This is a genomic window from Pseudomonas duriflava, assembly GCF_007830155.1.
Lineage (GTDB): Bacteria > Pseudomonadota > Gammaproteobacteria > Pseudomonadales > Pseudomonadaceae > Chryseomonas > Chryseomonas duriflava.
This window is the reverse complement of the sequence record NZ_VLKY01000008.1, coordinates 166,508-193,142: the sequence shown is the minus strand read 5'-3', so window position 1 is coordinate 193,142 and position 26,635 is coordinate 166,508. Positions and strand designations below refer to the sequence as shown.

Sequence of the window (26,635 nt, the reverse complement as noted above, 5' to 3'; positions counted from 1 at the left end):
ACCAAAAACAGGCCTGTCATTAATCTGCTGACAGGCCCTTCACTATGCAAATTACCGACTCAGTCGTCGGAAACCGTGATGGTAGGCATTACAGCAGCTTTCTTGCCACTTAAAGCAATTCGAGCACCTACATGGCGCGCCATATCTTGATAGATCATAGCGATTTGGCTGTCTGGATCGGCAATCACTGTAGGACGGCCCTGGTCGGCCTGCTCGCGGATTACCATGGATAATGGTAACGAAGCCAGTAGATCAACTCCGTACTGGCTCGCCAACTTTTCGCCGCCGCCTGCACCAAACAGATGCTCGGCATGGCCGCAATTCGAACAAATATGCACGGCCATGTTTTCCACAACACCTAAAACCGGAATATTTACCTTACGGAACATCTCGACGCCTTTTTTAGCATCAAGTAAGGCAAGGTCTTGCGGAGTGGTCACGATAACCGAGCCGGCCACCGGAACCTTTTGTGCCAGCGTCAGTTGGATGTCACCCGTACCGGGCGGCATGTCGATAACTAAATAATCAAGGTTGTTCCAAGCGGTTTGAGTTATCAATTGCAGGAGAGCACCAGATACCATCGGCCCCCGCCAGACGACAGGGGTGCGCTCATCCGTCAGGAAAGCCATGGACATGACTTCAACGCCATGAGCCTCAAGTGGAATAAACCATTTCTCGTCCTTGATCTTGGGACGCGTGCCTTCAGGCAGGCCAAACATAATGCCCTGGCTTGGACCATAAATGTCCGCATCCAGAATACCAACCCGTGCGCCTTCGCGCGCCAAAGCCAGGGCCAGGTTGGCCGCTGTGGTTGATTTGCCGACCCCACCTTTGCCAGAGGCAACTGCAATGACGTTCTTGACGTTAGTCATCGCCTCAACCTGCGGCTGAGCGGCATGCGGCTTGATGACGCAGTTGATCTGCACCACGGCTTGCGCAACGCCCGGCATATTTTCCAGAGAGGTCTTGAGAACCTGAGCCATGCCGTTCTTGAACAGGCCGGCAGCGTAACCCAACTCGAACTGCACCGTGACCTGCCCGTCGTTGATGATGAGGTTGCTCATGCAACCCGCGCTCAGCAAGTCCTGATTAAGATAGGGATCGGTGTACTGGCGCAGGGTAGCTTCTACCGCTTCGCGGGTGATCGCGCTCATAACAGCTCCAAACAATGATACGGAGAATCGTGATGACTATGCTACCGGGCGAATCGGATAAAACCTACCCGGCTAGTCTAGTCAGACTTTGGACCGGACGTGAAAAAAACCGGCTTGAGCTTTATAGTGTCTTACTTACCTTTGCCTTAATTGACAGTTGAGCACTATGTCCGAGTCCCGGAAGATTCTAGTCACTAGCGCCCTCCCCTATGCCAACGGTTCGATTCACCTGGGTCACATGCTGGAATATATCCAGACCGATATCTGGGTGCGCTTCCAAAAGTTACGGGGCAACCAATGCATCTATGTCTGCGCCGACGATGCTCACGGCTCGGCCATCATGTTGCGTGCCGAACGTGAAAACATTACGCCGCAGCAACTTATCGATGCCGTGCGTGCTGAGCATATGGCTGACTTTGCGGACTTTCTGGTGGAGTTCGATAATTACTATTCGACTCATTCGGAAGAAAACCGTGCGCTCGCTAGCCTGATTTATACCAAGCTGCGCGATGCTGGTCACATTGCTACACGGGCCATTACCCAGTATTTCGACCCGGACAAGCAAATGTTCCTGGCCGATCGCTTTATCAAGGGCACCTGTCCGAAATGCGGTACAGCGGACCAGTACGGCGATAATTGTGAGAAATGCGGTGCCACCTATGATCCGACCGACTTGATCGATCCAAAGTCGGCTATTTCCGGGGCAACACCCGTTCTCAAAGAATCACAGCACTTTTTCTTCAAACTACCTGAGTTCGATGCCATGCTGAAAACCTGGACGCGCAGCGGCGCGCTTCAGGAGTCGGTCGCTAACAAGATCGCTGAATGGCTCGATGCAGGTTTGCAAGAGTGGGATATCAGCCGTGATGCCCCTTACTTTGGCTTTGAAATTCCCGATGCGCCAGGCAAATACTTCTACGTCTGGCTGGACGCCCCAATCGGCTACATGGCCAGCTTCCAGAACCTGATTACCAATCAGCCGGAACTGGGCCTGGAGTTCGAAGCTTTCTGGGGCAAAGACTCTACTGCCGAGCTATATCACTTTATCGGAAAGGATATCGTCAACTTCCATGCCCTGTTCTGGCCAGCCATGCTGGAAGGTGCCGGCTACCGCAAGCCGACTGCCCTGAACGTGCATGGCTACCTGACTGTAAATGGTCAGAAGATGTCTAAATCGCGCGGCACCTTTGTCAAGGCGCGTACATATCTGGATCATTTCTCACCGGAGTACCTGCGTTATTACTATGCCGCCAAGCTGGGCCGGGGTGTAGACGATCTGGATCTGAACCTCGAAGACTTCATCCAAAAAGTCAATTCGGATCTCGTAGGTAAGGTCGTCAATATTGCCAGCCGTTGCGCCGGGTTTATCCATAAAGGCAACGATGGCCTATTGATTGATGCCAATCCGGCTCCTGAATTATGGGAGAGTTTCCAACGAGCATCCCCCTCGATTGCTGATGCCTATGAAAATCGAGACTTCGCCAGGGCCATGCGTGAGATCATGGCGCTGGCTGACCAGGCCAATGCCTGGATTGCAGAAAAAGCACCCTGGGCACTTGCCAAGCAAGAGGGCAAGCAGGACGAGGTACAGGCCGTTTGCGCCTTGGGCATCAACCTTTTCCGCCAGCTAGTGATTTTCCTCAAGCCGGTCCTACCCAACCTGGCAACAGCCGCCGAGCGTTTCTTGAACGTGACGCCGTTGCGCTGGGAAGACCTTCTTACGCCATTGGCCAACCATCGACTCAACCCATTCACTCCGCTCATGACGCGGATTGAAGCCAGCAAGATTGAAACCATGATTGAAGCCTCAAAAGAAGACTTGGCGGCTGCCAGCACGACAGAACCTCAGCACTCGAATAATGGTGAGCTGACCAAAGAACCAGTGGCAGAAACGATCGACTTTGAAACTTTTTCAGCCGTAGACCTCCGGATAGCCCGTATCGTCAAAGCTGAAGCAGTAGCCGGTGCCGACAAGCTGCTCCAATTGACTTTGGATATTGGGGATGAGTTACGCAATGTCTTCTCTGGCATCAAGAGCGCTTATGACCCAGCCAGCCTCGAAGGGCGCCTGACCTTGTACGTTGCCAATTTAGCGCCTCGCAAGATGCGCTTCGGCGTATCGGAAGGCATGGTTCTGGCAGCAGGCCCTGGCGGCCAGGAAATCTATCTGCTCAGCCCTGATTCAGGTGCTATTCCCGGGCAACGCGTCAAGTAAGCTATCCAGCTTGCATAAGTAGCCGTTCCTAAATAGGGACGGCTACTGGAACCATTCATCTCTATCCCTCTATAGAACCCCTGCCGCCCTAGGTGGCAGGTTGTTCTCGAACAACCTTATCCCGGATAATAAGGATCTGTTCGACTATCAATTCTAATTGCAATGACAGCGTTTCCCACTGCCTGCGACTTCGTGCAGGCCCCCTGGGTTTTCTTTCTTTGCTGGCAATGCGGGAAGTACTCATGAGTCTCATACAAGCCATCGATGCCTTATTGCCTCAAACACAATGCGGCAAATGCGGCCATCCCGGCTGCCTGCCTTATGCCACCGGCATAGCATCAGGCGAGGCCATCAACAAGTGTCCTCCTGGCGGGCAGGAGACCATCCATGAGCTGGCGGACCTGCTTGGAGTTGAGCCCACTCCTTTAGAATCGCCCTATCCGCCTACGCCAGCCCAAGTTGCCTACATTCGTGAAGCCGACTGCATCGGTTGCACCAAGTGCATCCAGGCCTGCCCTGTCGATGCCATTGCCGGAGCAGCCAAGCTGATGCATACCGTTATCAGCGCTGAGTGCACCGGATGCGAGCTCTGCATTACACCCTGCCCCGTCGATTGTATTGACCTGCAGCCACTGCCTGTCGAACTCTCTCAGCAGGAAAAGCGCCATCGCGCCGTGTATTACCGCGCACGTTATGAGGCCAGAGCAGCTCGTCTTTCGCGTGATGAACAGCGTAAACAAGCCGAGCGTGAGGCCAGACTGGCACGAGTCAAGATAGAAACGACTCACACGGCGCCCCTTGATCCGGTCCAAGCGGCCATTGCTCGGGTCAAGGCGCAAAAAAGTGCGGTTGAACATTCCAGTGCTGACCTCAAACGCTTGAAGATCAATGCATCCATGACCCAGGTTGCTTTACAAAAGGCAGAAAAACAACTGGCTCTCCATGCAACGGAAGAACTGGCACAACAAGTAGTAGCTCTACGCCAGACAGCCGAAGCCGCACGACAGGCTTTAAAACAGGCAGAAGGCAATGCCGAAACCGAAAACAAGCCCTTACCAGATATAGACCCCTTAGCTCTCAGAAGAGCCAAGGTAACGGCGGCTATGAGCAAGGCGCAATTGAACAAGGCGCAAAAAGCATTCGGCGTTGAGCCTTCTGTTGAACAACAGATGCAACTGGATAGCTTACGACGAACTGCTGAAGAAGCCGTTAAGGCATTGACTGTTTTAGAGCGATCAACCGAGGACGCCGCTTGCGACCCAGCTACTGCGGAACAAGACCGCTTGGCAGAGGAGCAAAGGGCTCCCGAAACAGAACAAACTCCTGTCGAGCCTCTTTCACACCAAACGCATACAACCAGAAGCCTTTTAAAGGATGAAACACGTCGACTAAAGGTCCAGTTGGCCTATGCGAAGGCAGAGTTTAAGCGCTTGGAGCGTCACGAGGCGCCTTCCTCAGAAGCTTTACATGAGGCACGCACGCGTCTGGTTGAGCTAGAGCGCCAATTGGCCGAGCAGTCTGCCTGCTAAGAGCAGATCACCGCGTCAAGCTTTCTTCAGATAATCGGATACAGACGAGATGAATGCAGCCAAGCGACTGGAGATATTCCGCCGACTCCATGAAGACAATCCTGAACCTACTACCGAGCTGTCTTACACCACCCCGTTCGAACTGCTGATTGCCGTGATACTGTCAGCCCAGGCGACAGATGTAGGCGTAAACAAGGCAACAGCAAAACTGTTTCCAGTCGCCAATACTCCGCAAGCGATTTATGCCCTAGGTGTCGAAGGTCTTTCTGAGTACATCAAGACCATCAACTTTTACAACACCAAGGCCAAGAACGTCATCGAAACGTGCCGACGTCTCATCGAGCACCATGGCGGCGAGGTTCCACAAACCCGCGAAGCGCTGGAAGCCCTCCCAGGCGTCGGTCGTAAGACGGCCAACGTTATTCTCAACACAGCCTTCCGACAACTAGCCATGGCTGTCGATACTCACATCTTCCGGGTTAGCAACCGTACCAATCTTGCTCCTGGAAAAAATGTCGTGGAAGTCGAGCAAAAGCTTCTAAAGGTCGTTCCGAAAGACTATTTACTGGACGCTCACCACTGGCTAATCCTGCATGGGCGTTACGTGTGCCAAGCACGCAAACCACGCTGCGGAAGTTGCAGAATAGAAGATCTATGCGAGTACAAGGCGAAGACGTCGGATTATTGATTCCACTCCACTTTAACGCACCAATCGATTGAAAAAATCTTTTTTACGGCCAGACACTTTGTCGCTATAAGGTGCGCCAAAAGGCTGTGCAGCATTTCTAACTGCGTGAAAGCCTGACAACCTTCTGCTAGGAGTTCACTCATGGCCGCCGATAAAAGCGATATCGAAATAGATGATGATTTTATAGAAAGCGACAATGATCCTGAGGCGGCCGCTGACGTTCCCGTAAGCAAGACCAACCTCACTAAGCGCCGCTTGATCGATAACATGCTCGAAGAGCGTCGCCTAAAGCGGCAGATTTCAGAGTTTGATTTTGATCTTGAATAAAGCTTAAAAGCTTTATGAGATTAACAGCCAAAAAGCTCGCTCACTGTAAAAAAGAAAACCCCGGCCAACGCCGGGGTTTTCTTTATCTACGTCAGAATAACTTACGCCCTTTATTAGCTGCGATACGCATGCGCAAGGCATTGAGCTTGATGAACCCTGCCGCATCGGCTTGGTTGTAAGCTCCGCCATCCTCTTCGAATGTTGCTATATTGGCATCAAACAACGAGTCTTCAGATTTACGGCCAACCACGATGACATTGCCCTTGTACAGCTTCAAGCGAACAACGCCATTCACGTCAGCCTGGGACGCGTCGATCATCTGTTGCAGCATGACTCGTTCAGGGCTCCACCAGTAACCGGTATAAATCAGGCTGGCGTAACGCGGCATTAACTCGTCCTTCAGGTGAGCAACCTCACGATCTAACGTAATGGACTCGATAGCGCGATGGGCCTTGAGCATGATAGTACCGCCAGGCGTTTCGTAGCAGCCCCGGGATTTCATCCCTACATAGCGGTTCTCGACAATATCGAGGCGACCGATACCATTCTCGCCACCAATGCGGTTAAGCTCGGCCAGAACCTGGGCTGGCGTCATGTTCTTGCCATCAATGGCAACAATATCGCCGGCACGGTAGGTCAGCTCGATATAAGTTGGCTGGTCCGGCGCTGCCTCAGGTGACGTAGTCCAACGCCACATGTCTTCCTCATGCTCAGTCCAAGTATCTTCCAACACACCACCCTCATAGGAGATGTGCAAAAGATTCGCATCCATTGAATAAGGAGACTTCTTCTTGCCGTGACGCTCGATCGGAATATTGTGCTGTTCAGCGTAGTCCATGAGTTTTTCACGGGACAGCAGATCCCATTCACGCCACGGTGCAATAACCTTTACACCGGGCTTCAGCGCATATGCGCCTAACTCGAAACGAACTTGGTCGTTACCCTTCCCGGTTGCACCATGAGAAATCGCATCAGCACCGGTCTCGTTAGCAATCTCGATCAGACGCTTGGCAATCAGTGGCCGCGCGATGGAGGTGCCCAGTAGGTATTCGCCTTCGTAAACGGTATTAGCGCGGAACATGGGATAAACGAAGTCGCGTACAAACTCTTCTCGCAGATCTTCAATAAAAATTTCTTTTACGCCCAGCGCTTGGGCTTTAGTACGTGCCGGCTCGACTTCTTCACCTTGCCCTAAATCGGCTGTGAACGTCACCACTTCGCAATTATAAGTATCCTGCAGCCACTTGAGGATCACCGAAGTGTCCAGGCCGCCGGAATATGCCAAGACAACCTTCTTAACGTCCGCCATGCCAATTGCTCCCACGCGTTACTTGAAAGTAGATGATTCTACTTGCCAAGCCCGTCTATTTATAGAGGGGCGACAGGAGAGGACGAGTAAGCGACACGCCTGAGCACCATCAACTTGCTGGTTTGGCGGACTGTGCAGCCGTAATCGGCTCTGACGACGGCGCGTCAACCGGCGCCTCTGGGGCAGGCGCTGCGACAGGCTCACGACTGAAGACTAGCGAAACACGACGGTTACGGGCCCGATTCGCCTTACTTGTATTAGCGACCAAAGGATACTGCTCGCCAAAGAACCGGATTTCCATCTGCTCCTCAGGAAAACCACTCGCCTTTAAATACTCCATGACGCTTAAAGCACGTAAACGAGACTCTTGACGGTTATCCAGACGATCACCGCTGTTATCGGTATACCCAGAAATAATTACGCGGTTCACCGTAGGATCGGCCTTTAGGTACTGCATGATGATGTCCAGCTTGTCTCGCGCGAGAGTATCAAGATCACTACCTCCACGAGGGAACCCGATCAAAGAGTGACGAACCTGATCAAAGTTAACCGGCAACAACTTCGTCGCGCATAGTTGAAAATCCTTGTAGGCCGAATCAAATTTTGCTGGCAAAACCCGAACCTCGAAAGGATTACCTCCTACCCGATGACGTACGACTGGACTACGGCCTTCGAGCAAACCGGTTAAGAGGCGTCTACCCTGGGCCTCGCTGGTATGTAGAGGAATGGAGCCACCCTGGATTTTGACCGCGCCCAGCGACAGATCTCCGCGACCAGGTTGCCAGGGCGTAGCGGCAGCCAACAGCGTTGCACTTCCCTGTGTTAGCCAAGACTCAGATGTCTTGAGCCGAAACACAGTTTGCTCACCTGCACGGCGCACGAACTCCCCAGCACCAAAGCGCGGGATATCCTGGGTCATCCGACATTCGAACTGGTCGCCATCAACTTTCCAAGCAGCCGTTTCGATTCGGTCCTGGAACGTGATACCCATGGCCGGCAGGCTGATCAACAGTGTCGAAAAGATGAGGTAGCGCAGGCGCACGACGATGGCTCCAAAACGGTAATTACACGTTAGTGATATCGGTTATTCAGCCCCGAACTTGAGCGCGCCGATTAAAACACGCTTATGACCGGCCAATACCATTACCAAATGATGAGTTATCTTTATAAGACTCCAAGCTAAAGCCTGCTAACCATTTGAGCGATTAAAAGGCTCCACCTAGCCTTCAGACGTGCCGGATACGGCCTTTTCCGGTAGCATTCCTCTACATTTACCTGCCTGGAATCCAGCATGTCCGATCGGATTACGCTTCGCCGTCCTGACGACTGGCACATCCATCTTCGCGATGGCGCCGCCCTTAGCCACACCGTTGCCGATGCCGCCCGTACGTTCGCGCGCGCTATCATTATGCCCAACCTGGTACCGCCTGTTCGCACTGCAGAACAAGCGGCTGCCTATCGTGACCGTATTCTGGCGGCTCGGCCTGCGGGGAGCCGTTTCGAGCCTCTGATGGTGCTTTATCTAACCGACCGAACAACGTCGGAAGAAATTCGTGCCGCCAAGGCGTGCGGTTTTGTCCATGCCGTTAAATTGTATCCAGCCGGTGCCACGACCAACTCGGACTCAGGCGTTACAGCGCTGGAAAATGTCTTTGGCGTTCTAGAGACCATGACTGAAGTCGGTTTGCCTCTATTGGTGCATGGAGAAGTAACCCGTAGTGAAGTCGACATATTCGACCGGGAAAAACGCTTCATCGACGAGCAACTGACCCGGGTCGTACAACGCTTCCCTACGCTCAAGGTTGTTCTTGAGCATATCACCACGAGCGATGCTGCCCAGTTTGTCCGGAGCGCCTCGAAAAATGTAGGCGCCACTATCACCGCCCACCACCTGCTGTACAACCGAAACCATATGTTGGCTGGCGGCATTCGACCGCACTTTTATTGCCTACCCATTCTGAAACGCAACACTCACCAGGAAGCGCTGCTCGATGCAGCAGTCAGCGGTAATCCGAAATTCTTTCTTGGAACAGACTCGGCACCTCATACCAAACATGCCAAAGAAAGCGCCTGTGGTTGCGCAGGCTGCTATACAGCCTATGCGGCACTGGAGCTGTATGCGGAAGCATTCGAAAGCCGCGCCGCTCTGGATAAACTTGAAGGGTTTGCCAGTCTCTACGGGGCAGATTTTTATGGACTGCCTTACAACACCGAGACCGTGACGCTCGTAAGGGAAGATTGGAAGACACCCATTTCTCTTCCCTTTGGTGATCTAGAAGTCGTCCCACTTCGAGCGGGCGAGACTCTTCACTGGCGTTTGGAGGTTAACGTATGAGCAGTCAAGATGATCTGTTCAGCGAGGAAATGGATGCTACTGCGCCGATGTCCGATTCGCGTATTCCTATGGCAAGGCGTTTTCGCGGTTATCTGCCCGTTGTAGTAGACGTCGAAACGGGAGGATTCAACGCTGCTACCGATGCCTTGTTGGAAATTGCCGCCACGATTATTGGCATGGATGAAAAAGGGTTTCTCTTTCCTGAGCAGACCCATTTTTTCCGAGTAGAGCCCTTTGAAGGCGCCAATATCGAAGCAGCTGCGCTTGAGTTTACAGGCATAAAGCTTGATCACCCTCTGCGCATGGCCGTTAAGGAAGAGCACGCTATTACCGAAATTTTTCGCAGCGTACGCAAGTCCTTAAAGGCTAACGGATGCAAACGTGCCATCCTCGTCGGACACAATAGTAGTTTCGATTTAGCGTTTTTGAACGCTGCAATCCTGCGCATGGGGATGAAACGCAATCCCTTCCACCCTTTTTCGAGTTTCGATACAGCTACGCTGGCTGGACTTGCTTATGGACAGACTGTTCTGGCCAAGGCATGCCAAGCCGCCGGCATTGAGTTTGATAACCGTGAGGCGCATTCGGCCCGCTATGACACAGAAAAAACTGCAGAACTTTTCTGTGGAATTGTAAATCGCTGGCGTGAATTAGGCGGCTGGATGGATCCCGACTGATGTGTTGAGCGGCAGGAATGCCGCTCGGCGGATTGAATCAGACTCCATCTCAACAAGCTTTGACAATCATTCTCACTACGATTAGGCTGCTGAGCATCTTTTTTATGCCTGTAGACGAATCGCCATGTACGTATGTTTGTGCCGAGGTGTCACTGATAAGCAAATTCGTGAAGCTATATATGAAGGCTGCTGCAGTTATCGGGAGGTCAGAGAGTGCACAGGTGTTGGCACGCAATGTGGGAAATGTGCTTGTCTTGCCAAGACAGTAGTACGTGAAACACTGAGCGAGTTGCAAACGGTACAAAGCCTTACACTTTCCACAGGCTTGGCTAACGCCTAATTACTGTAAATAAAAAAGCCGCTATTTTAGCCCGGCTTTTTTATTTAAGAATCAAGCTCTTATGAACCAAATGCGAAAGCTTGCCATTAACGCTTGATTTTCATAATCAATTCAATAACTTAGGTTTGACAAGCCGATCCTATGCGCCCAGACTTTATCTAGAAGAAACCTATCTGGAGCCGTCATGAAAGGCGACATCAAAGTAATCCAGCATCTCAACAAGATTCTTGGTAACGAGCTTGTTGCCATTAATCAGTACTTTCTTCACTCGCGTATGTACAACGATTGGGGCCTGAAAAAGCTGGGTCACCATGAGTACCATGAGTCCATTGACGAGATGAAACATGCGGATCGCTTAATTGAGCGCATCCTCTTTTTAGAAGGCCTACCCAACCTTCAGGATCTAGGCAAGCTATTGATTGGTGAAAATACCAAAGAAATGCTTGAATGCGATCTACGGCTGGAAATCAGCGCCGTTGCTGACTTACGAGAAGCCATTGTCTACTGCGAAAGCGTACGGGACTATGTAAGCCGGGATATGCTTAAAGATATTCTGGCGTCTGAAGAAGAACACATCGATTGGCTTGAAACCCAGTTAGGTCTTATTCAGAAGGTGGGTATGGAGAATTACCTGCAATCTAATATGCATGACGACGACTAAGCCGAGTCTGATAAAAAAAGCCCGCTGGAGCGGGCTTTTCTATTTCTGTAATACAGCACGCTATTAGCGAACCATCACTTCTTCAAACAGATTGTGCATAGCCTTGAAAGCGCGCTTAGCTACAACAGGATCATACTGTTGCTTGCCAGGGTTATTCGCTTCAGGATCTGTGAATGAATGGACAGCGTTACCGTAGCTAAGCAACTGCCAATCCACCTTCGCAGCGGTCATCTCCTCTTCAAACGAAACCAACTGTTCACGAGGTACCAGCGGATCTGCAGCGCCATGCAGAACTAAAACAGGGGCTTTGATATTGGCAGCATCGGCAGGATTTGGTGTATCAAGATTGGCATGGAAGGTTACGGTGGCAGCCAGCTCAGCACCATCACGGGCAAGCTCGAGCGCTGCACAGCCACCAAAGCAGAAGCCAATGGCTGCGATCTGCTTCGTGTCAATTGGAACATTTCCTGCTTGCTGGACCAAAGCTACATAGGCTGCCTGCATACGTTTACGTAATATAGCGCGGTTGCTACGAACCGGCATCATTGCAGCTAATGCTTCGTCCGCATTAGTAGGACGGACGCCTTGCCCATAGAAGTCGACTACTAAGTAAATTAGGCCATCTTCCTTGGCCAATTTTTTGGCCAATTCCAATGCCCCTTGAGAGACTCCCATCCAATTAGGTGCCAGTAACACAGCAGGGCGGGGTTGTACGTTGCCAGCGTCGTAAACTAATTGGCTTTCAAATGATTGCCCTTCGATGTCATAACGAACAGGCTTGATTGTCAAATCGCTCATGGGTTCTCCTAATAATCCATCACTGCTAATAATAAAGCCCGCCGGAGGCGGGCTTTATTGCGTCAAGCAGAAAGCTCGACGAGGAGCTTGTTCAAGCGACGCACATACGCTGCTGGATCCTTGAGGCTATCGCCTGCAGCCAAGGCAGCCTGATCAAACAAAACGTGAGCCAGATCCTTGAAACGATCCTCATCTTGCTCGGCATCCAGCTTTTCAATTAAGGGGTGCTGAGGATTGATTTCAAAGATTGGCTTGGATTCTGGAGCCTTCTGCCCACTGGCCTCCAGGATCCGTCGCATTTGCATACCCAGATCTTGCTCTCCAATCGCCAAAATAGCAGGCGAGTCGGTAAGGCGATGGGACACTCGAACCTCACTGACGCTAGAATCAAGTGCCGCCTTCAAGCGCTCTACCAGTCCCTCCTTAGCTTTAGCAACCTCTTCTTGGGCTTTCTTATCCTCTTCGGAATCCAATTTACCTAGATCAAGATCACCACGGGCTACATCTACAAAAGTTTTACCATCAAACTCGGTCAGGTAGCTCATCAACCATTCGTCGATACGGTCGGTCAGCAGCAATACCTCGATACCTTTCTTACGGAACACTTCAAGGTGCGGGCTATTTTTTACCTGCCCATAGCTTTCACCGGTCAGGTAATAGATCTTGTCCTGTCCCTCTTTCAAGCGGCCAATATAGTCCGCCAGAGAAACATCTTGAACGCCGCTATCCCCTTGAGTCGAAGCGAACCGTAGCAGGCCGGCAATTTTTTCGCGATTGGCAAAATCTTCGGCAGGACCTTCCTTCAAAACTTGGCCAAAGGCATCCCAAAACTTCTTGTACTGCTCGGGCTCGTTCTTGGCCAGCTTTTCTAGCATATCGAGCACGCGCTTGGTCAGAGCCGACTTCATAGAGTCGATCACAGGATCCTTCTGAAGAATCTCACGCGAAACGTTCAACGACAGATCGTTTGAATCCACTACACCCTTGATGAAGCGCAAGTACAGCGGAAGAAACTCATCCGCCTGATCCATGATGAACACGCGCTGTACATACAACTTGAGACCCCGCGGCGCTTCCCGCTGGTAGAGATCAAAGGGCGCACGAGCAGGAACGTATAGCAACGAGGTATATTCAAGCTTGCCTTCGACCTTATTATGGCTCCAGGTCAGTGGGTTCTCGAAGTCATGGGAGACATGCTTGTAGAACTCCTGATACTCCTCGTCCTTTATCTCTGTGCGCGGACGCGTCCACAAGGCACTGGCCCGGTTGACAGTCTCCCACTCTTGTTCAGCAGGAGCGTCCTCGCCATGATGCTCTTTAGGTAATTCAATAGGCAGCGCGATATGGTCAGAATATTTCTTGATGATATTGCGTAGACGCCAGCCATCGGCAAACTCATCTTCTGACGCTTTTAAATGCAAGACGATACGTGTTCCGCGCTCAGGCTTCTCGATAGTTGCCACATCGAACTCACCTTCGCCTTGCGAACTCCAATGCACTCCCTCGCTTGCAGGCATTCCTGCTCGGCGGGTAAAAACATCAACCTTATCAGCAACGATGAAAGCGCTATAAAACCCAACTCCGAACTGCCCAATCAGATGTGAATCTTTCTTCTGATCGCCAGATAAGTTCTTAAGGAAATCTGCCGTACCGGACTTCGCAATAGTACCCAGGTGCGTAATAACATCTTCACGGCTCATACCGATCCCATTATCTTCAATGGTGACCGTACGTGCTTCCTTGTCAAAACTAACCCGAATTCGGAGCGCATCACCGCCCTCAAGCAACTCGGGCTTAGCCAACGCTTCAAAGCGAAGCTTGTCTGCCGCATCGGATGCGTTCGAAATCAACTCACGAAGAAAGATTTCTTTGTTGGAATACAAAGAGTGAATCATGAGATGAAGCAATTGCTTCACTTCAGTCTGAAAACCTAACGTTTCTTTCTGAGTCTCCACACTCATGGTTACAAACTCCACTGATGACGGATGGGCCGTGGACGGGTAAACCGCACTAACGGTGATGAACGCCAGATGGGGGCAAGTCCTTATTTTTCAACCCAAAATGTAGCGCAGCATGCATGTTAGGCGTATTTGAAAAAAGGTCAGGAACTAGTAACACGTGTTTGTTGCCCTAGGTCCAGCAGCCATGCCTATGGAGGTATGCCGACCGCACCGAAGCCATGAGGCTCAACGCGGAGCTTTGTGGCCTTTCTGCCCGAAGCGCTGCCATAAAATTGACAAGGAGAAAACCATGCAGAAACCTTTTGCTTATGCCCTATTGCTTGCCGCAGCCCTTGGCCTGGCTGCCTGTGACAAGCCTTCTGAAGAAAAGGCACAAGATGCGCAGCAGTCACAAGAAAATGCGCAAGAGTCTATGAATGACGCCCGCGAATCCATGAATGACGCGGCCAAGGAAAGCAAAGAAGCCGTCCAGGAACGCGCTGAGGCCGCACAAGAAAAGATTGAGGAAAGTCAGGACACCACGAATAACACAGCACCACAAGGTGGCGCCCCAGCACCTGCTGATCCTGCTCAGAACACGCAAAAGCCTTAACAGACACAATCGGTTGACCCGAATAATAAGGCCCGCTTATGCGGGCCTTATTACAAATCTTACCTATGGCGTGAGGAATCGAGCCACCTATCAATCAGAACCGCTACTACAAGTATGAGAAGCACAGGTACAAACCAGCCTAAGCTATGCTGTGCCAGTGGTAAAGATTCAATAACAGCCGGTACGTATTCCTTAAAACCTGCTGCTGCCATACCATCAAAAAGACCAAATATCAAAGCCACTCCCATTACCGGAATAAACACACGCGAGGGAGAACGCCAGCAGCGGCTGGCAAGGCTTAAGGCAATGATAACGATAGCCAAGGGATACAGACCAACCAACACCGGAATCGAGACGGTAATTAACTGGGTAAGACCCAGGTTAGATACGAGCAAGCTGAACAAAGCAATAATCAATACCACCGCGCGGTAGGAAACAGGCAGCAACGCACTAAAGAACTGTCCACACGCAGTCAGTAGCCCTACAGCTGTTGTCAGGCAAGCTAAAGTAATAACTACCGCCAGCAACAAGCGCCCTTCTTCACCAAATGTATGGCTCACATAAGACGTCAGAATCGCCACCCCATTAGGTGCCTCTGCAGCAATCTCGCGACTGGACGCTCCTAGATAGAAGAGCGACAGATAAACCAACGACAAACCACAAGCTGCAATTAGCCCGGCAATGATCGAGTAACGAGTGATCAAGCGAGGATCCTCAATACCACGGTTGCGAATAGCTGTCGTGATAACGATACCAAAAACCAGGGCACCCAAAGTATCCATTGTCAAATAGCCTTGGAGAAAGCCCTCAGCAAGAGGCGCCTCAAGATAACGCCCTGTTGCACTGCCGATAGGCCCAGCCGGTTTTATCAAAGCTGTCACGCCCAAAGTCAGCAAGGCCAGGATTAGTACTGGTGTGATGAACTTTCCAACCCGGTCTACCAGGCGTCCTGGATTCAGCGATAGCAAGGTGACGACAACAAAATAAAGAATCGTATATATCAGCAAAGCGCTCTGGCTGTCCCCCAAAAAGGGGGCAATTCCCATCTCAAAAGATACAACCGCTGTTCTAGGCGTAGCAAACATGGGACCTATAGCGAGATAAACCGCAATAGCGAATAAAGTACCCGCTACACGCCCCAAGGGAGCGGTCATGATATCCATTCCGCCCCCCACACGTGCCAGAGCTACAACCGCCAACAAAGGCAGCCCCACTCCAGTAATCAAAAAGCCCAGAGCTGCCGATCCAAGATGCTCTCCAGCGGCCATACCAGCACTAGGAGGAAAAATGATGTTTCCTGCACCAAGAAACAACGCGAAGGTCATAAAGCCGAGAGCGATAAGGTCTAGGCTTTTCAAGCGAGTCATAGTACGCACCACAGCAGATGAAGAGGCAGATGGCCCAATGTATATAAGCGCCACTCATACAAAAATGCAGCGCTACCGGACCTGACGGATTAGTGCCTGAACAGGCGTCCGGGAATTCTATCAATTTCAAAGGGCTGATAGATAATAAAAAAGGCCACCCGAAGGTGGCCTTTTCAAATTAACAAGCACTTACGCCTGCTTCATTTCCCATCCTGTCACTTCTGCTAGTGCCTTACCGATGTCAGCCAAGGAACGAACAGTTTTCACGCCGGCATCTTGCAGAGCAGCGAATTTCTCATCGGCAGTACCTTTACCACCAGAGATAATCGCACCCGCGTGCCCCATGCGCTTTCCAGGAGGAGCTGTAACACCTGCGATGTAAGATACAACAGGCTTGGTTACGTTAGCCTTGATGAACGCAGCTGCTTCTTCCTCTGCCGAACCGCCGATTTCACCGATCATAACGATCGCTTCGGTCTGCGGATCCTCTTGGAACATTTTCAGAATATCAATGAAATTGGAGCCCGGAATCGGGTCACCGCCGATACCCACACACGTGGACTGGCCAAAGCCGGCATCAGTAGTTTGCTTAACGGCTTCATAAGTCAATGTGCCGGAACGCGACACGATACCAACTTTGCCCGGCAGATGGATATGGCCTGGCATGATACCAATTTTGCACTCGCCTGGAGTAATTACGCCTGGGCAGTTTGGACCGATGAGACGAACACCCAGTTCGTCGCACTTGACCTTAGCATCGAGCATATCCAGGGTAGGAATACCTTCGGTAATGCAAACGATCAGCTTAATACCGCCAAGTGCGGCTTCCATGATCGAATCTTTACAGAATGGAGCCGGTACATAGATAACTGACGCATCGGCGCCCGTCGCCTCGACAGCTTCCTTCACTGTATTGAATACCGGCAGTCCCAGGTGCGTAGTGCCGCCCTTTCCAGGCGTAACGCCACCGACCATTTGAGTGCCGTATGCAATGGCTTGCTCGGAGTGGAAAGTACCCTGGCTACCAGTGAAACCCTGGCAAATGACTTTGGTGTCTTTATTAATCAGGACGCTCATTACTTACCCTCCGCGGCCTTGACGACCTGCTGAGCAGCGTCGGTCAGGCTAGTTGCCGCGATGATGTTCAAACCGCTATCTGCCAGAACCTTGGCGCCCAGTTCGGCATTGTTGCCTTCCAGACGAACCACGACCGGTACCTTTACGCCTACATCTTTAACCGCCCCGATGATGCCTTCGGCAATCATGTCGCAGCGTACGATACCGCCAAAGATATTGACCAGAACGGCCTTAACGTTGCTATCGGACAAAATGATTTTGAACGCTTCGGTAACACGCTCTTTAGTTGCGCCACCACCAACGTCCAGGAAGTTTGCAGGCTTGCCACCATGGAGGTTGACGATATCCATGGTACCCATGGCCAGACCGGCACCATTTACCATGCAACCAATATTGCCCTCCAGCGCAACGTAGTTCAGTTCCCACTTCTGAGCATGTGCCTCACGCGCGTCGTCCTGGGACGGGTCATGCATAGCGCGCAGTTTGGGCTGACGGTACATCGCGTTGCTGTCGATATTGATTTTGGCATCCAAGCAATGCAAGTTGCCGTCTTTCTTGATGACCAATGGATTTACTTCCAGCAGAGCCAGATCGTAATCCTTAAACAGCTTGGCCAGACCAACAAAGATCTGAGTGAACTGCTTGATCTGGTCGCCTTTCAGGCCCAGCTGGAAAGCCAGCTCACGCCCTTGGTAAGGCTGCGCACCTACCAGCGGATCGATAGTCGCCTTTAGAATTTTCTCAGGAGTGTCATGCGCGACTTTTTCGATGTCCACACCGCCCTCAGTAGAGGCCATGAACACGATACGACGGCTCGAACGGTCGACAACGGCACCCAGGTAAAGCTCTTTGTCGATATCCGTGCAAGACTCAACCAGAATTTTGCTGACCGGCTGACCATTCGCATCGGTCTGATAGGTCACTAGATTCTTGCCTAGCCAGTTCTGGGCAAACGCTTTCGCATCCTCTTTGCTTTTCACCAGCTTCACACCGCCGGCTTTACCACGGCCACCCGCATGAACTTGTGCTTTTACGACCCACTCGCTGCCACCGATTTTTTCGCAGGCTTCCGCCGCTTCTTCCGGGGTGTCTACAGCGAAGCCCTTGGATACGGGCAGGCCGTACTCAGCGAACAGCTGCTTACCCTGATACTCGTGGAGATTCATGCTTATCTACCGTCTTCGTTAGGTATTGCGCATTTCGGCGCTGCGCTCATCAAGGCGCCGCGCCACCTGTGACTGCCTCCAGGCAGTCCGGTGAGCGTTCCTGCGGCCCTCTTCTAGAGAGCGGCGGGCTGCTCACCGTTGGTTTACTGTCTTAACGCTTTTTACGATTGGCGATATGAATGGCATGGCCATTAACCGCCAAAGCCGCTTCATGTAGCGCTTCAGACAGTGTCGGGTGCGAGAACACCATCATGCCCAAGTCTTCGGCACTGGTACCGAATTCCATGGCGATAGCACCCTGCTGAACGATGTCGGCCGCACTTGGACCAACAATATGCACACCTAGCACACGGTCAGTCTTGGCATCGGCAATTACTTTAACCAAACCAGCCGTATCGTTTGCTGCCATGGCACGGCCACTGGCAGCAAACGGGAAGGTACCGATCTTGATTTCGACGCCTTCTGCTTTAAGTGTCTGCTCGGTTTTGCCAACCCATGCCATTTCCGGATGGGTGTAAATGACCGAAGGAATCAGATCATAATTCATTTGCGCCTTATGGCCGGCGATACGCTCAGCGACCATAACGCCTTCTTCCGAAGCCTTATGCGCTAGCATAAGACCACGCACGACGTCACCGATGGCATATACACCCGGCACACTAGTCGCGCAATAATCATCGACATAAATATAGCCGCGCTCATCACTCTCGACACCACAGTCAGCAGCGAGCAAATCAGTTGTAACTGGGCGACGACCTACGGCAACAATCAATTTGTCGAAGGTTTGCTTTTGCTCACCATTGGCATCGGTAAAGGTCACGGTAACTTCATTACCATTTACCTCAGAACCGGTAACGCGCGTACCAAGACGTACATTTAAGCCTTGCTTGGTCAGAATTTTCAGACCTTCCTTGGCGATCTGCTCGTCAGCAGCGGGCAGGAACTTGTCAAGGGCCTCTAGAACTGTAACTTCAGCACCGAGTCGTGCCCATACGGAGCCGAGCTCAAGACCGATTACGCCAGCCCCAATAACACCTAGCCGCTTCGGTACAGAAGTGAAATCCAGGGCACCCGTAGAATCAACTACGATACCCTCAACCAGCGGTGCTGGCGGAATTTCGATAGGCCGCGATCCAGATGCCAGAATAACATTCTGCGCCTCAACGATCTGAGTTTGCCCATCCATGCCGGTCACTTCGACCTGCTTGTTAGCCAGTAGCTTGCCATGACCTTCGAACAAAGTAACACCGTTCGCTTTGAACAGGGTCGCAATACCACCAGTCAGATTTTTAACGATCTGATCCTTACGGCCAATCATAGCGGGTACGTCAATAGTGACGTCCTTGGCATCGATGCCATGAACCTTGAAACCTTCATGAGCTTCATGAAACTTGTAGGAGCTATCCAGCAAGGCTTTAGAAGGAATGCAGCCTACGTTCAGGCATGTACCGCCCAAGGACACTTTGCCTTCCTTACCCTTGTACTGTTCGATACAAGCTGTCTTCAGACCGAGTTGCGCGGCACGGATGGCAGCCACGTATCCGCCAGGACCTGCACCGATCACGACTACGTCGAATTTATCGCTCATAAATTTCGTCCTATTCCAATAAACCGGACGGCTCTAGACGGAGCCGTCTTAATTTGAGCTGATTTAGATATCCAATAGCAGACGAGCCGGATCTTCCAACAGGTCCTTAATGGTTACCAGGAAGCTTACGGCTTCCTTGCCATCAATCAAACGATGGTCATACGAGAGTGCCAGATACATCATCGGCAGAATTACAACCTGACCGTTTACAGCCATTGGGCGCTCTTGGATTTTGTGCATACCCAGAATTGCTGTCTGCGGCGGATTAACAATGGGAGTGGATAACAGGGAGCCAAAAACACCACCATTAGAAATGGTAAAGGTGCCGCCCATCATGTCTTCCATGGTCAGCTTACCGGCCTTAGCTTTCTTACCAAAATCGGAAATGGTGCCTTCTACTTCGGCCAGACTCATGAACTCAGCATTACGCAGGACCGGTACGACCAAGCCGCGATCGCTAGATACAGCAACCCCGATATCTTGATAACCGTGATAAACAATGTCGTTTCCGTCGATTGAAGCATTGACACCCGGGAATCGCTTGAGCGCCTCGGTGGCTGCTTTCACAAAGAAGGACATGAAGCCCAAACGTACTCCGTTGTGCTTCTTCTCGAACATGTCCTTGTACTTGGAGCGCAAGTCCATAATCGGCTTCATGTTGACTTCGTTGAACGTTGTCAACATGGCCATGCTGGACTGGGCTTCAACCAAACGCTCAGCCACTTTGGCACGCAAGCGCGTCATCGGTACACGTTTTTCGACACGATCCCCTGCAGGCACATTGACAGCAGGCGCAGCCACCGACGGGCTTGTAGAAGTAGCAGCCGGAGCGGACTTCTTGGCCTCGATAGCTGCAACTGCGTCTTCCTTGGTTACTCGTCCGCCTTTGCCAGTGCCTTTGATAGTCGCTGGATCCAGGCCATTTTCTTCAGCCAACTTACGTGCAGCAGGAGCTAGGATAGGATCTTCATCGGAGCTCCCTGCCGTAGCGGCTGGGGCAGCGGGCGCTGCTGCGGCCGGTGCGCTAGCAGGTGATGCTGCTGCCGCACCCTCTTCTACCCGGGCAATGACTTCTTCGCTCAGAACGGTATCACCTTCGTTCTTCAAAACTTCAGCGAGCACACCATCAGCCGGAGCCACCACTTCCAAAACAACCTTATCGGTTTCGATATCAACAAGCAGCTCATCCCGCTTGACTGCCTCGCCAGGCTTTTTGTGCCAAGTCGCTACGGTGCCGTCTGCAACCGATTCTGGAAACGTTGGGGCTTTGATCTCGATAGCCATTCTCAGGGGTTCCTTAATTCGTTTTTATACGAGCGCGTTAAACTATGAAAGCATCGGAAAGCAGCTTTTCTTGCTGCTCGGCATGCATTGAAGCGTAACCAACAGCCGGGGCAGCCGACGCCTCACGTCCTGCATACTTCAAGTCCAGATTTGGTTTCTGGGCAGCAATTACCCGACGCATATGATGCTGACTGCAGTACCAAGCGCCCTGGTTCATCGGCTCTTCCTGACACCAAACGATGTCGGTAAGATTTTCGTAAGCAGAGAAGATTTCAGCGAGATCATCCTCAGGGAACGGATATAACTGCTCGATACGTATGATGGCAATATCGTTGCGCCCTTCGTTACGGCGCTTTTCCAACAGGTCGTAGTACACCTTACCACTGCACATGATCAGTCGGGTTACGCTCTTCGGATCAAGCGTGTCTAGCTCAGGAATAACAGTCTGGAACGAGCCTTCCGCCAAATCTTCTAGAGTGGAGATTGCCAATTTGTGGCGCAGCAAGGATTTTGGCGTCAGCACAACAAGCGGCTTGCGCAACGGACGAATTACCTGACGACGTAACAAATGATAGATCTGAGCAGGTGTTGTCGGTACACAGACCTGGATATTTTGCTCAGCACAAAGCTGCAGATAACGCTCGAGTCGCGCGGAAGAATGCTCCGGCCCCTGCCCTTCATAACCATGGGGTAACAGCATGGTTAAACCGCATAGGCGGCCCCACTTAATTTCGCCACTGGTAATGAACTGGTCAATAACAACCTGCGCACCATTAGCAAAGTCGCCAAATTGCGCTTCCCAGATGACTAATGCATTAGGCGTCGTTGTCGCATAACCATACTCAAACGCCAGAACGGCTTCTTCCGACAGTAATGAGTCGTAAATTTCGAAGCTGGGCTGATTTTCGCTTAGATGCTGAAGCGGGACATAAGGTACAGCATCTTTCTGGTTATGCAGCACAGCATGACGATGCGAGAAGGTACCGCGACCAACATCTTGTCCAGTTAAGCGGATAGGATGCCCTTCATGGAGCAGCGTGGCATAGGCCATTGTTTCAGCGAAACCCCAATTGATAGGCAGTCCACCTGCAGTCATCTTCTGACGATCTTCCAGGATCTTGCCTACCTGACGCTGAACGACCACACCCTCTGGCAACTGAAGCAGCTTGTTGGAAAGCTCCTGAAGTGTCTTCAGATCAAAACGCGTGTCATGACGAGCAGTCCATGCATGTCCCAGGTAAGGGCGCCAGTCAACGAACAGACCTTTATTAGGCTCTTTAACAAGGCTTTCTACGACATGACGACCTTCATCCAGAGCACTACGATAATTCTCAAATTGAGCCTGGACTTGCTCGGCACTCATGACTCCAGCTTGAACCAGGGCATCAGCATAAAGATCACGAGTAGTACGCTGCTTGGCAATCTGCTGATACATCAACGGTTGAGTACCGCTGGGCTCGTCGGCTTCGTTATGTCCACGGCGACGATAGCAGACCAGATCAATAACCACATCACGCTTAAATTGCATGCGGTAATCAACAGCAAGTTGCGTGACGAACAGGACAGCTTCCGGATCATCGCCATTCACATGAAGAATAGGCGCTTGAATCATCTTCGCTACATCGGTTGCGTACTCAGTTGAGCGCGCATCTTCCTGACGACTCGTAGTAAAACCAACCTGATTGTTGATGATGATGTGCAGTGTTCCACCCGTCTTGTAAGCACGAGTCTGAGACATCTGCAAGGTTTCCATCACTACGCCTTGCCCAGCAAATGCAGCATCGCCATGGATGGAAACCGGCACAACCTTCTCGCCGCTTCTGTCTTGACGGCGGTCCTGACGAGCACGAACAGAGCCTTCCACTACAGGAGAAACGATTTCAAGGTGAGAAGGGTTAAACGCCAAAGCCAGATGAACTTCACCGCCAGCCGTCATTACGTTAGACGAGAAACCTTGGTGGTATTTGACATCACCAGAGCCCAGCTCTACGACTTTCTTGCCTTCAAATTCATCAAACAGATCACGAGGGTTTTTGCCCAAGGTATTAACCAGGACATTGAGTCGTCCCCTGTGAGCCATACCGATGACCAGCTCTTGAGCGCCATACGAGCCCGAACGCTGAATAATTTCATCAACTAGAGGAATTAAGCTTTCGCCCCCTTCTAGACCGAAGCGCTTGGTGCCAGGGTATTTAGTACCTAGATACTTCTCGAGACCCTCAGCAGCAGTTAGCCGCTCTAGTAGATGCGTCCGTACTTCGGCGGAGTACTGTGGACGGCCACGCACGCTTTCAAGACGCTGCAAGAACCAACGGCGCTCTTCAGAATCCACGATATGCATGAACTCCGCACCGATGGTGCGACAATACGTCTCTTGCAGAGAATCTCTAATTTCGCGGAGAGTTGCTTCTTCTTTACCGAAGAAAAGCTCACCCGTACGGAACGTAGTATCAAGATCAGCGTCGGTCAGACCATAATTGTTAATAAAAAGATCTGCAGGCGCTTGGCGCTGCCAAAGTCCTAGCGGATCAAGTTGCGCCGCCTGATGACCACGCATGCGGTAAGCCTGAATCAGTCGAAGGACTTCAACCTGCTTTTTTTCATGCTCACTGCTAACAGTACCAGCAGATACCGGCTGAGCACGGCGCTGATTTTTGGCTAGCAGGACGAAATGATCACGAATCGCTGAGTGCGAAACATCAGGAGAGAAACTTCCATCAGACGGAAGCTTCTGAAAATAGGAGCGCCATTCCTCTGGAACGGCATTGGGATCGTGCAGATAGAGCTCATAGAGTTCTTCGACATAGGCAGCATTCCCACCTGATAAGTGAGCGCTTTCCCACATCCGCTGCATAACACTTTCGTGCATTTAAGTCACCCCTCGGCCAGGGACAACGCCATCATGCGATACAGCTGAGCGTAAATGCTGCAGTGATATCGATTGATGTCCGGGCACCAACCCAGTTGCCCCTAATAATATATTCAACCAACCCATGCACGTATGCCGGGAATAGCTGTACTAAAGGACCGGCAATCCGAAGGAAACCTCTGATTGCCGGTACCAATTCGTCATGCGTTATGTTCCGCTCTGAAGCAGCATATTACGGACATGGCCGATAGCTTTCGTCGGATTCAGCCCTTTGGGACATACAGTGACGCAGTTCATAATAGAACGGCAGCGGAATACGCTAAAAGGGTCATCCATTGCTGCTAAACGCTCCTGCCTATGCGTATCACGGCTGTCAGCCAGGAATCTATAAGCCTGCAGTAGCGCCGCAGGACCTAAAAACTTGTCTGGATTCCACCAGAACGACGGGCAAGAAGTCGAACAGCACGCACATAGAATACATTCGTACAGCCCATCAAGCTTCTCTCGTTCTTCAGGTGACTGAAGGCGCTCAATAGCCGGTGCCGGCGTTTCGTTTTGCAGATACGGCTGAACCTTTTCGTATTGCCGATAGAAGATGCTCATATCAACAACAAGATCACGAATGACAGGCAGACCTGGCAAAGGGCGAACGATCAGCTTGTTGCCCTTGACTACGCTAGAAAGCGGCGTAATACAGGCCAAACCATTCTGACCATTGATATTCATGCCATCGGAACCACACACGCCTTCACGGCAAGAGCGACGGTACGAGAATGTAACATCTTGTTCTTTGATCAACGCTAGCACATCAAGAACCATAAGGTCCTTGCCGCCCGTATCGATCTGAAAATCCTGCATGAAAGGAATTTCATCCTTTTCAGGGTTGTAGCGATATACACTGACTTGCAACATGACGGCAAACCTCAGTATGTACGAACCTTAGGTTCGAACGTAGGAACAGTCTTCGGAGAGAAATTGACAGCACGCTTGGTAACGCGCTTGTCCCCAGGGAAGTACAAGGTATGGCAGAGCCAGTTCTCGTCGTCCCGCTCTTCAAAATCTTCGCGAGCATGTGCGCCGCGACTTTCCTTGCGGGTTTCCGCTGCAATAGCAGTGGCTTCAGCAACTTCCAATAGATTCTGTAGCTCGAGCGCCTCAATACGGGCCGTGTTGAATGCCTGGCTCTTATCTGCAATCTTCACGTTTGCAATGCGCTCGCGCAGCTCGGCAAGCTGAGCGATCCCCTTCTGCATGTATTCGCCCGTACGGAATACACCGAAGTAGTTCTGCATGCAGCTCTGAAGCTCTTTACGCAGCGGAGCTACGTCTTCTCCAGTGCTACGCTCGTTAACACCTGCAATACGGGAAAGTGCATGCTCGATGTCGCTACCGCTAGCATCTCGCTGCTCGATCCCTTCTTTCAGGGCCTTTTCCAAGTGGAGACCTGCAGCTCGACCAAATACAACCAAGTCAAGCAGTGAATTACCACCGAGGCGGTTTGCACCATGCACCGATACACATGCCACTTCACCTACGGCAAACAGACCATCAATGATCCTGTCATTGCCATTGGCATCTTGAGTAATGGCTTGACCATGAATATTTGTAGCTACGCCGCCCATCATATAATGGCACGTCGGGATAACCGGAATCGGTGCCTTAACCGGATCAACATGTGCAAATGTCTTGGACAATTCACAGATACCAGGCAGTCGGCTATGCAACACCTCTTCACCCAAATGATCTAGCTTGAGCAACACATGATCGGCGTCCGGGCCGCAGCCATTACCGGCAATGATTTCCTTGATCATGGAACGAGCAACAACGTCGCGCCCCGCTAGATCCTTAGCATTAGGCGCATAACGTTCCATAAAGCGCTCGCCATGCTTATTGACAAGGTAACCACCTTCGCCACGACAACCTTCAGTCACCAGAACACCAGCTCCAGCAATACCGGTCGGATGGAACTGCCACATTTCGATATCTTGGACCGGGACGCCTGCACGCAGGGCCATACCAATACCATCACCAGTATTGATCAAAGCATTAGTAGTAGACGCGTAAATACGACCCGCTCCACCTGTTGCCAGCACAGTAGCCTTAGAGCGGATATAAACGGTCTCGCCAGTCTCAATACAGACCGCAATGATGCCTACGATTGCACCGTCCTGGTTCTTTACTAGGTCAACCGCATACCACTCATTCAAGAAGACCGTATTATTCTTCAGGTTATTCTGATACAGCGTATGCAGGAGAGCATGACCAGTACGGTCAGCGGCAGCGCAAGTACGAGCGGCCTGGCCGCCTTTGCCGTAATCCTTTGACTGACCACCGAACGGACGCTGATAGATACGGCCCGTTTCGGTACGGGAAAAAGGCAGCCCCATGTGCTCAAGCTCAAACACAGCTTCAGGGCCAACTGAGCACATATATTCGATAGCGTCTTGGTCACCGATATAGTCCGAGCCTTTGACAGTATCGTACATATGCCAGCGCCAATCATCATTCGGATCTGCCGAAGCGATGGCACAAGTAATGCCACCCTGAGCGGAAACAGTATGAGAGCGAGTCGGAAAGACCTTCGTAACTACGGCTGTCTTATGGCCCGACTGGGCCAACTGCAGCGCAGCACGCATGCCGGCACCACCACCACCTACGATGATGGCGTCAAAAGAAAGAGTACGGATATTGGACATGA

The 26,635-nt window shown here is 51.5% G+C and carries 22 protein-coding genes; 9 read left to right on the top strand and 13 right to left on the bottom strand.

Annotation, left to right across the window (positions count from 1 at the left end; genetic code table 11):
* Nucleotides 1-59: 59 nt before the first annotated feature.
* Entirely contained in the window at nucleotides 60-1,154 is a 1,095-nt protein-coding gene (gene apbC / locus IQ22_RS13340) for an iron-sulfur cluster carrier protein ApbC (RefSeq protein ID WP_145142670.1), read from the bottom strand.
* 166 nt (nucleotides 1,155-1,320) lie between these two features.
* Between apbC and metG the strand changes: the two genes are divergently transcribed.
* From metG to IQ22_RS13320, 4 genes are all read left to right on the top strand, one after another.
* Nucleotides 1,321-3,369, top strand: a complete 2,049-nt coding sequence (metG, locus tag IQ22_RS13335) for a methionine--tRNA ligase (protein WP_145142667.1) — start codon at nucleotides 1,321-1,323, stop codon at nucleotides 3,367-3,369.
* A 242-nt stretch (nucleotides 3,370-3,611) separates the two neighbouring features.
* Nucleotides 3,612-4,898, top strand: coding sequence for an electron transport complex subunit RsxB (gene rsxB, locus IQ22_RS13330; protein WP_145142664.1), 1,287 nt, complete (start codon nucleotides 3,612-3,614; stop codon nucleotides 4,896-4,898).
* 49 nt (nucleotides 4,899-4,947) lie between these two features.
* Nucleotides 4,948-5,586 (top strand): endonuclease III, encoded by a 639-nt coding sequence (nth, locus tag IQ22_RS13325; protein ID WP_145142661.1) that lies wholly within the window; start codon nucleotides 4,948-4,950, stop codon nucleotides 5,584-5,586.
* A gap of 141 nt (nucleotides 5,587-5,727) precedes the next feature.
* Nucleotides 5,728-5,913 carry a PA3496 family putative envelope integrity protein gene (locus tag IQ22_RS13320; RefSeq protein WP_145142658.1) on the top strand — a complete coding sequence of 62 codons (186 nt, stop codon included), beginning with the start codon at nucleotides 5,728-5,730 and terminating at the stop codon, nucleotides 5,911-5,913.
* Between the two features lie 91 nt (nucleotides 5,914-6,004).
* On the opposite strand, the gene IQ22_RS13315 is transcribed toward IQ22_RS13320, so the two are convergent.
* Together IQ22_RS13315 and IQ22_RS13310 are read right to left on the bottom strand one after the other, a co-directional pair.
* On the bottom strand, nucleotides 6,005-7,222 hold the full coding sequence (locus IQ22_RS13315) for an argininosuccinate synthase (protein ID WP_145142654.1): 1,218 nt from the start codon (nucleotides 7,220-7,222) through the stop codon (nucleotides 6,005-6,007).
* A gap of 109 nt (nucleotides 7,223-7,331) precedes the next feature.
* Nucleotides 7,332-8,264 carry a flagellar protein MotY gene (locus tag IQ22_RS13310; protein WP_145142651.1) on the bottom strand — a complete coding sequence of 311 codons (933 nt, stop codon included), beginning with the start codon at nucleotides 8,262-8,264 and terminating at the stop codon, nucleotides 7,332-7,334.
* 249 nt (nucleotides 8,265-8,513) lie between these two features.
* On the opposite strand from IQ22_RS13310, the gene pyrC reads away from it, so the two are divergent.
* The 4 genes from pyrC (at nucleotide 8,514) to bfr (ending at nucleotide 11,235) form a co-directional block, all read left to right on the top strand.
* Nucleotides 8,514-9,557 carry a dihydroorotase gene (gene pyrC / locus IQ22_RS13305; RefSeq protein ID WP_145142647.1) on the top strand — a complete coding sequence of 348 codons (1,044 nt, stop codon included), beginning with the start codon at nucleotides 8,514-8,516 and terminating at the stop codon, nucleotides 9,555-9,557.
* The gene (gene rnt, locus IQ22_RS13300) at nucleotides 9,554-10,234 is read left to right on the top strand and encodes a ribonuclease T (protein WP_145142644.1); all 681 of its coding nucleotides are present in this window, start codon (nucleotides 9,554-9,556) and stop codon (nucleotides 10,232-10,234) included. Before pyrC ends, rnt begins: the two co-directional genes overlap by 4 nt.
* A 124-nt stretch (nucleotides 10,235-10,358) precedes the next feature.
* A complete protein-coding gene (locus tag IQ22_RS13295; RefSeq protein ID WP_145142641.1) occupies nucleotides 10,359-10,574 on the top strand; it encodes a bacterioferritin-associated ferredoxin in 216 nt (71 codons plus the stop codon).
* A gap of 184 nt (nucleotides 10,575-10,758) precedes the next feature.
* Nucleotides 10,759-11,235: a bacterioferritin gene (bfr, locus tag IQ22_RS13290; protein ID WP_145142638.1), complete on the top strand. Its 477-nt coding sequence runs from the start codon at nucleotides 10,759-10,761 to the stop codon at nucleotides 11,233-11,235.
* 63 nt (nucleotides 11,236-11,298) lie between these two features.
* On the opposite strand, the gene IQ22_RS13285 is transcribed toward bfr, so the two are convergent.
* A complete protein-coding gene (locus IQ22_RS13285; RefSeq protein ID WP_145142635.1) occupies nucleotides 11,299-12,033 on the bottom strand; it encodes a dienelactone hydrolase family protein in 735 nt (244 codons plus the stop codon).
* Nucleotides 12,034-12,095: 62 nt separating this feature from the next.
* Entirely contained in the window at nucleotides 12,096-13,994 is a 1,899-nt protein-coding gene (gene htpG, locus IQ22_RS13280) for a molecular chaperone HtpG (protein WP_145142632.1), read from the bottom strand.
* A 289-nt stretch (nucleotides 13,995-14,283) separates the two neighbouring features.
* Here htpG and IQ22_RS13275 point away from each other — a divergent pair, with 289 nt between their 5' ends.
* Nucleotides 14,284-14,586, top strand: coding sequence for a hypothetical protein (locus IQ22_RS13275; RefSeq protein WP_145142629.1), 303 nt, complete (start codon nucleotides 14,284-14,286; stop codon nucleotides 14,584-14,586).
* Nucleotides 14,587-14,645: 59 nt separating this feature from the next.
* Here the strand turns inward: IQ22_RS13275 and brnQ are convergent, their stop codons facing one another.
* The 8 genes from brnQ to sdhA all read right to left on the bottom strand — a co-directional run bounded on the left by brnQ (nucleotide 14,646) and on the right by sdhA (nucleotide 26,633).
* Complete coding sequence (gene brnQ, locus IQ22_RS13270) at nucleotides 14,646-15,953, bottom strand: branched-chain amino acid transport system II carrier protein (RefSeq protein ID WP_145142626.1); 1,308 nt, start codon at nucleotides 15,951-15,953, stop codon at nucleotides 14,646-14,648.
* Nucleotides 15,954-16,142: 189 nt separating this feature from the next.
* Nucleotides 16,143-17,030 (bottom strand): succinate--CoA ligase subunit alpha, encoded by an 888-nt coding sequence (gene sucD / locus IQ22_RS13265; protein WP_145142623.1) that lies wholly within the window; start codon nucleotides 17,028-17,030, stop codon nucleotides 16,143-16,145.
* The gene (gene sucC / locus IQ22_RS13260; protein WP_145142620.1) at nucleotides 17,030-18,196 is read right to left on the bottom strand and encodes an ADP-forming succinate--CoA ligase subunit beta; all 1,167 of its coding nucleotides are present in this window, start codon (nucleotides 18,194-18,196) and stop codon (nucleotides 17,030-17,032) included. Before sucC ends, sucD begins: the two co-directional genes overlap by 1 nt.
* Before the next feature lie 151 nt (nucleotides 18,197-18,347).
* Complete coding sequence (gene lpdA / locus IQ22_RS13255; RefSeq protein ID WP_145142617.1) at nucleotides 18,348-19,784, bottom strand: dihydrolipoyl dehydrogenase; 1,437 nt, start codon at nucleotides 19,782-19,784, stop codon at nucleotides 18,348-18,350.
* 63 nt (nucleotides 19,785-19,847) lie between these two features.
* The gene (gene odhB / locus IQ22_RS13250) at nucleotides 19,848-21,068 is read right to left on the bottom strand and encodes a 2-oxoglutarate dehydrogenase complex dihydrolipoyllysine-residue succinyltransferase (protein ID WP_145142614.1); all 1,221 of its coding nucleotides are present in this window, start codon (nucleotides 21,066-21,068) and stop codon (nucleotides 19,848-19,850) included.
* A gap of 37 nt (nucleotides 21,069-21,105) precedes the next feature.
* Nucleotides 21,106-23,937 carry a 2-oxoglutarate dehydrogenase E1 component gene (locus IQ22_RS13245; RefSeq protein WP_145142610.1) on the bottom strand — a complete coding sequence of 944 codons (2,832 nt, stop codon included), beginning with the start codon at nucleotides 23,935-23,937 and terminating at the stop codon, nucleotides 21,106-21,108.
* A 207-nt stretch (nucleotides 23,938-24,144) separates the two neighbouring features.
* Nucleotides 24,145-24,849: a succinate dehydrogenase iron-sulfur subunit gene (locus IQ22_RS13240; RefSeq protein WP_145142607.1), complete on the bottom strand. Its 705-nt coding sequence runs from the start codon at nucleotides 24,847-24,849 to the stop codon at nucleotides 24,145-24,147.
* Nucleotides 24,850-24,860: 11 nt separating this feature from the next.
* On the bottom strand, nucleotides 24,861-26,633 hold the full coding sequence (gene sdhA / locus IQ22_RS13235) for a succinate dehydrogenase flavoprotein subunit (RefSeq protein ID WP_145142604.1): 1,773 nt from the start codon (nucleotides 26,631-26,633) through the stop codon (nucleotides 24,861-24,863).
* Nucleotides 26,634-26,635 lie beyond the last annotated feature (2 nt).

Coding starts and splice junctions, on each gene's coding strand:
- apbC (WP_145142670.1), bottom strand. CDS start 1,154: ATGAGCGCGATCACCCGCGAAGCGGTAGAAGCTACCCTGCGCCAGTAC.
- metG (WP_145142667.1), top strand. CDS start 1,321: ATGTCCGAGTCCCGGAAGATTCTAGTCACTAGCGCCCTCCCCTATGCC.
- rsxB (WP_145142664.1), top strand. CDS start 3,612: ATGAGTCTCATACAAGCCATCGATGCCTTATTGCCTCAAACACAATGC.
- nth (WP_145142661.1), top strand. CDS start 4,948: ATGAATGCAGCCAAGCGACTGGAGATATTCCGCCGACTCCATGAAGAC.
- IQ22_RS13320 (WP_145142658.1), top strand. CDS start 5,728: ATGGCCGCCGATAAAAGCGATATCGAAATAGATGATGATTTTATAGAA.
- IQ22_RS13315 (WP_145142654.1), bottom strand. CDS start 7,222: ATGGCGGACGTTAAGAAGGTTGTCTTGGCATATTCCGGCGGCCTGGAC.
- pyrC (WP_145142647.1), top strand. CDS start 8,514: ATGTCCGATCGGATTACGCTTCGCCGTCCTGACGACTGGCACATCCAT.
- rnt (WP_145142644.1), top strand. CDS start 9,554: ATGAGCAGTCAAGATGATCTGTTCAGCGAGGAAATGGATGCTACTGCG.
- IQ22_RS13295 (WP_145142641.1), top strand. CDS start 10,359: ATGTACGTATGTTTGTGCCGAGGTGTCACTGATAAGCAAATTCGTGAA.
- bfr (WP_145142638.1), top strand. CDS start 10,759: ATGAAAGGCGACATCAAAGTAATCCAGCATCTCAACAAGATTCTTGGT.
- IQ22_RS13285 (WP_145142635.1), bottom strand. CDS start 12,033: ATGAGCGATTTGACAATCAAGCCTGTTCGTTATGACATCGAAGGGCAA.
- htpG (WP_145142632.1), bottom strand. CDS start 13,994: ATGAGTGTGGAGACTCAGAAAGAAACGTTAGGTTTTCAGACTGAAGTG.
- IQ22_RS13275 (WP_145142629.1), top strand. CDS start 14,284: ATGCAGAAACCTTTTGCTTATGCCCTATTGCTTGCCGCAGCCCTTGGC.
- brnQ (WP_145142626.1), bottom strand. CDS start 15,953: ATGACTCGCTTGAAAAGCCTAGACCTTATCGCTCTCGGCTTTATGACC.
- sucD (WP_145142623.1), bottom strand. CDS start 17,030: ATGAGCGTCCTGATTAATAAAGACACCAAAGTCATTTGCCAGGGTTTC.
- sucC (WP_145142620.1), bottom strand. CDS start 18,196: ATGAATCTCCACGAGTATCAGGGTAAGCAGCTGTTCGCTGAGTACGGC.
- lpdA (WP_145142617.1), bottom strand. CDS start 19,784: ATGAGCGATAAATTCGACGTAGTCGTGATCGGTGCAGGTCCTGGCGGA.
- odhB (WP_145142614.1), bottom strand. CDS start 21,068: ATGGCTATCGAGATCAAAGCCCCAACGTTTCCAGAATCGGTTGCAGAC.
- IQ22_RS13245 (WP_145142610.1), bottom strand. CDS start 23,937: ATGCACGAAAGTGTTATGCAGCGGATGTGGGAAAGCGCTCACTTATCA.
- IQ22_RS13240 (WP_145142607.1), bottom strand. CDS start 24,849: ATGTTGCAAGTCAGTGTATATCGCTACAACCCTGAAAAGGATGAAATT.
- sdhA (WP_145142604.1), bottom strand. CDS start 26,633: ATGTCCAATATCCGTACTCTTTCTTTTGACGCCATCATCGTAGGTGGT.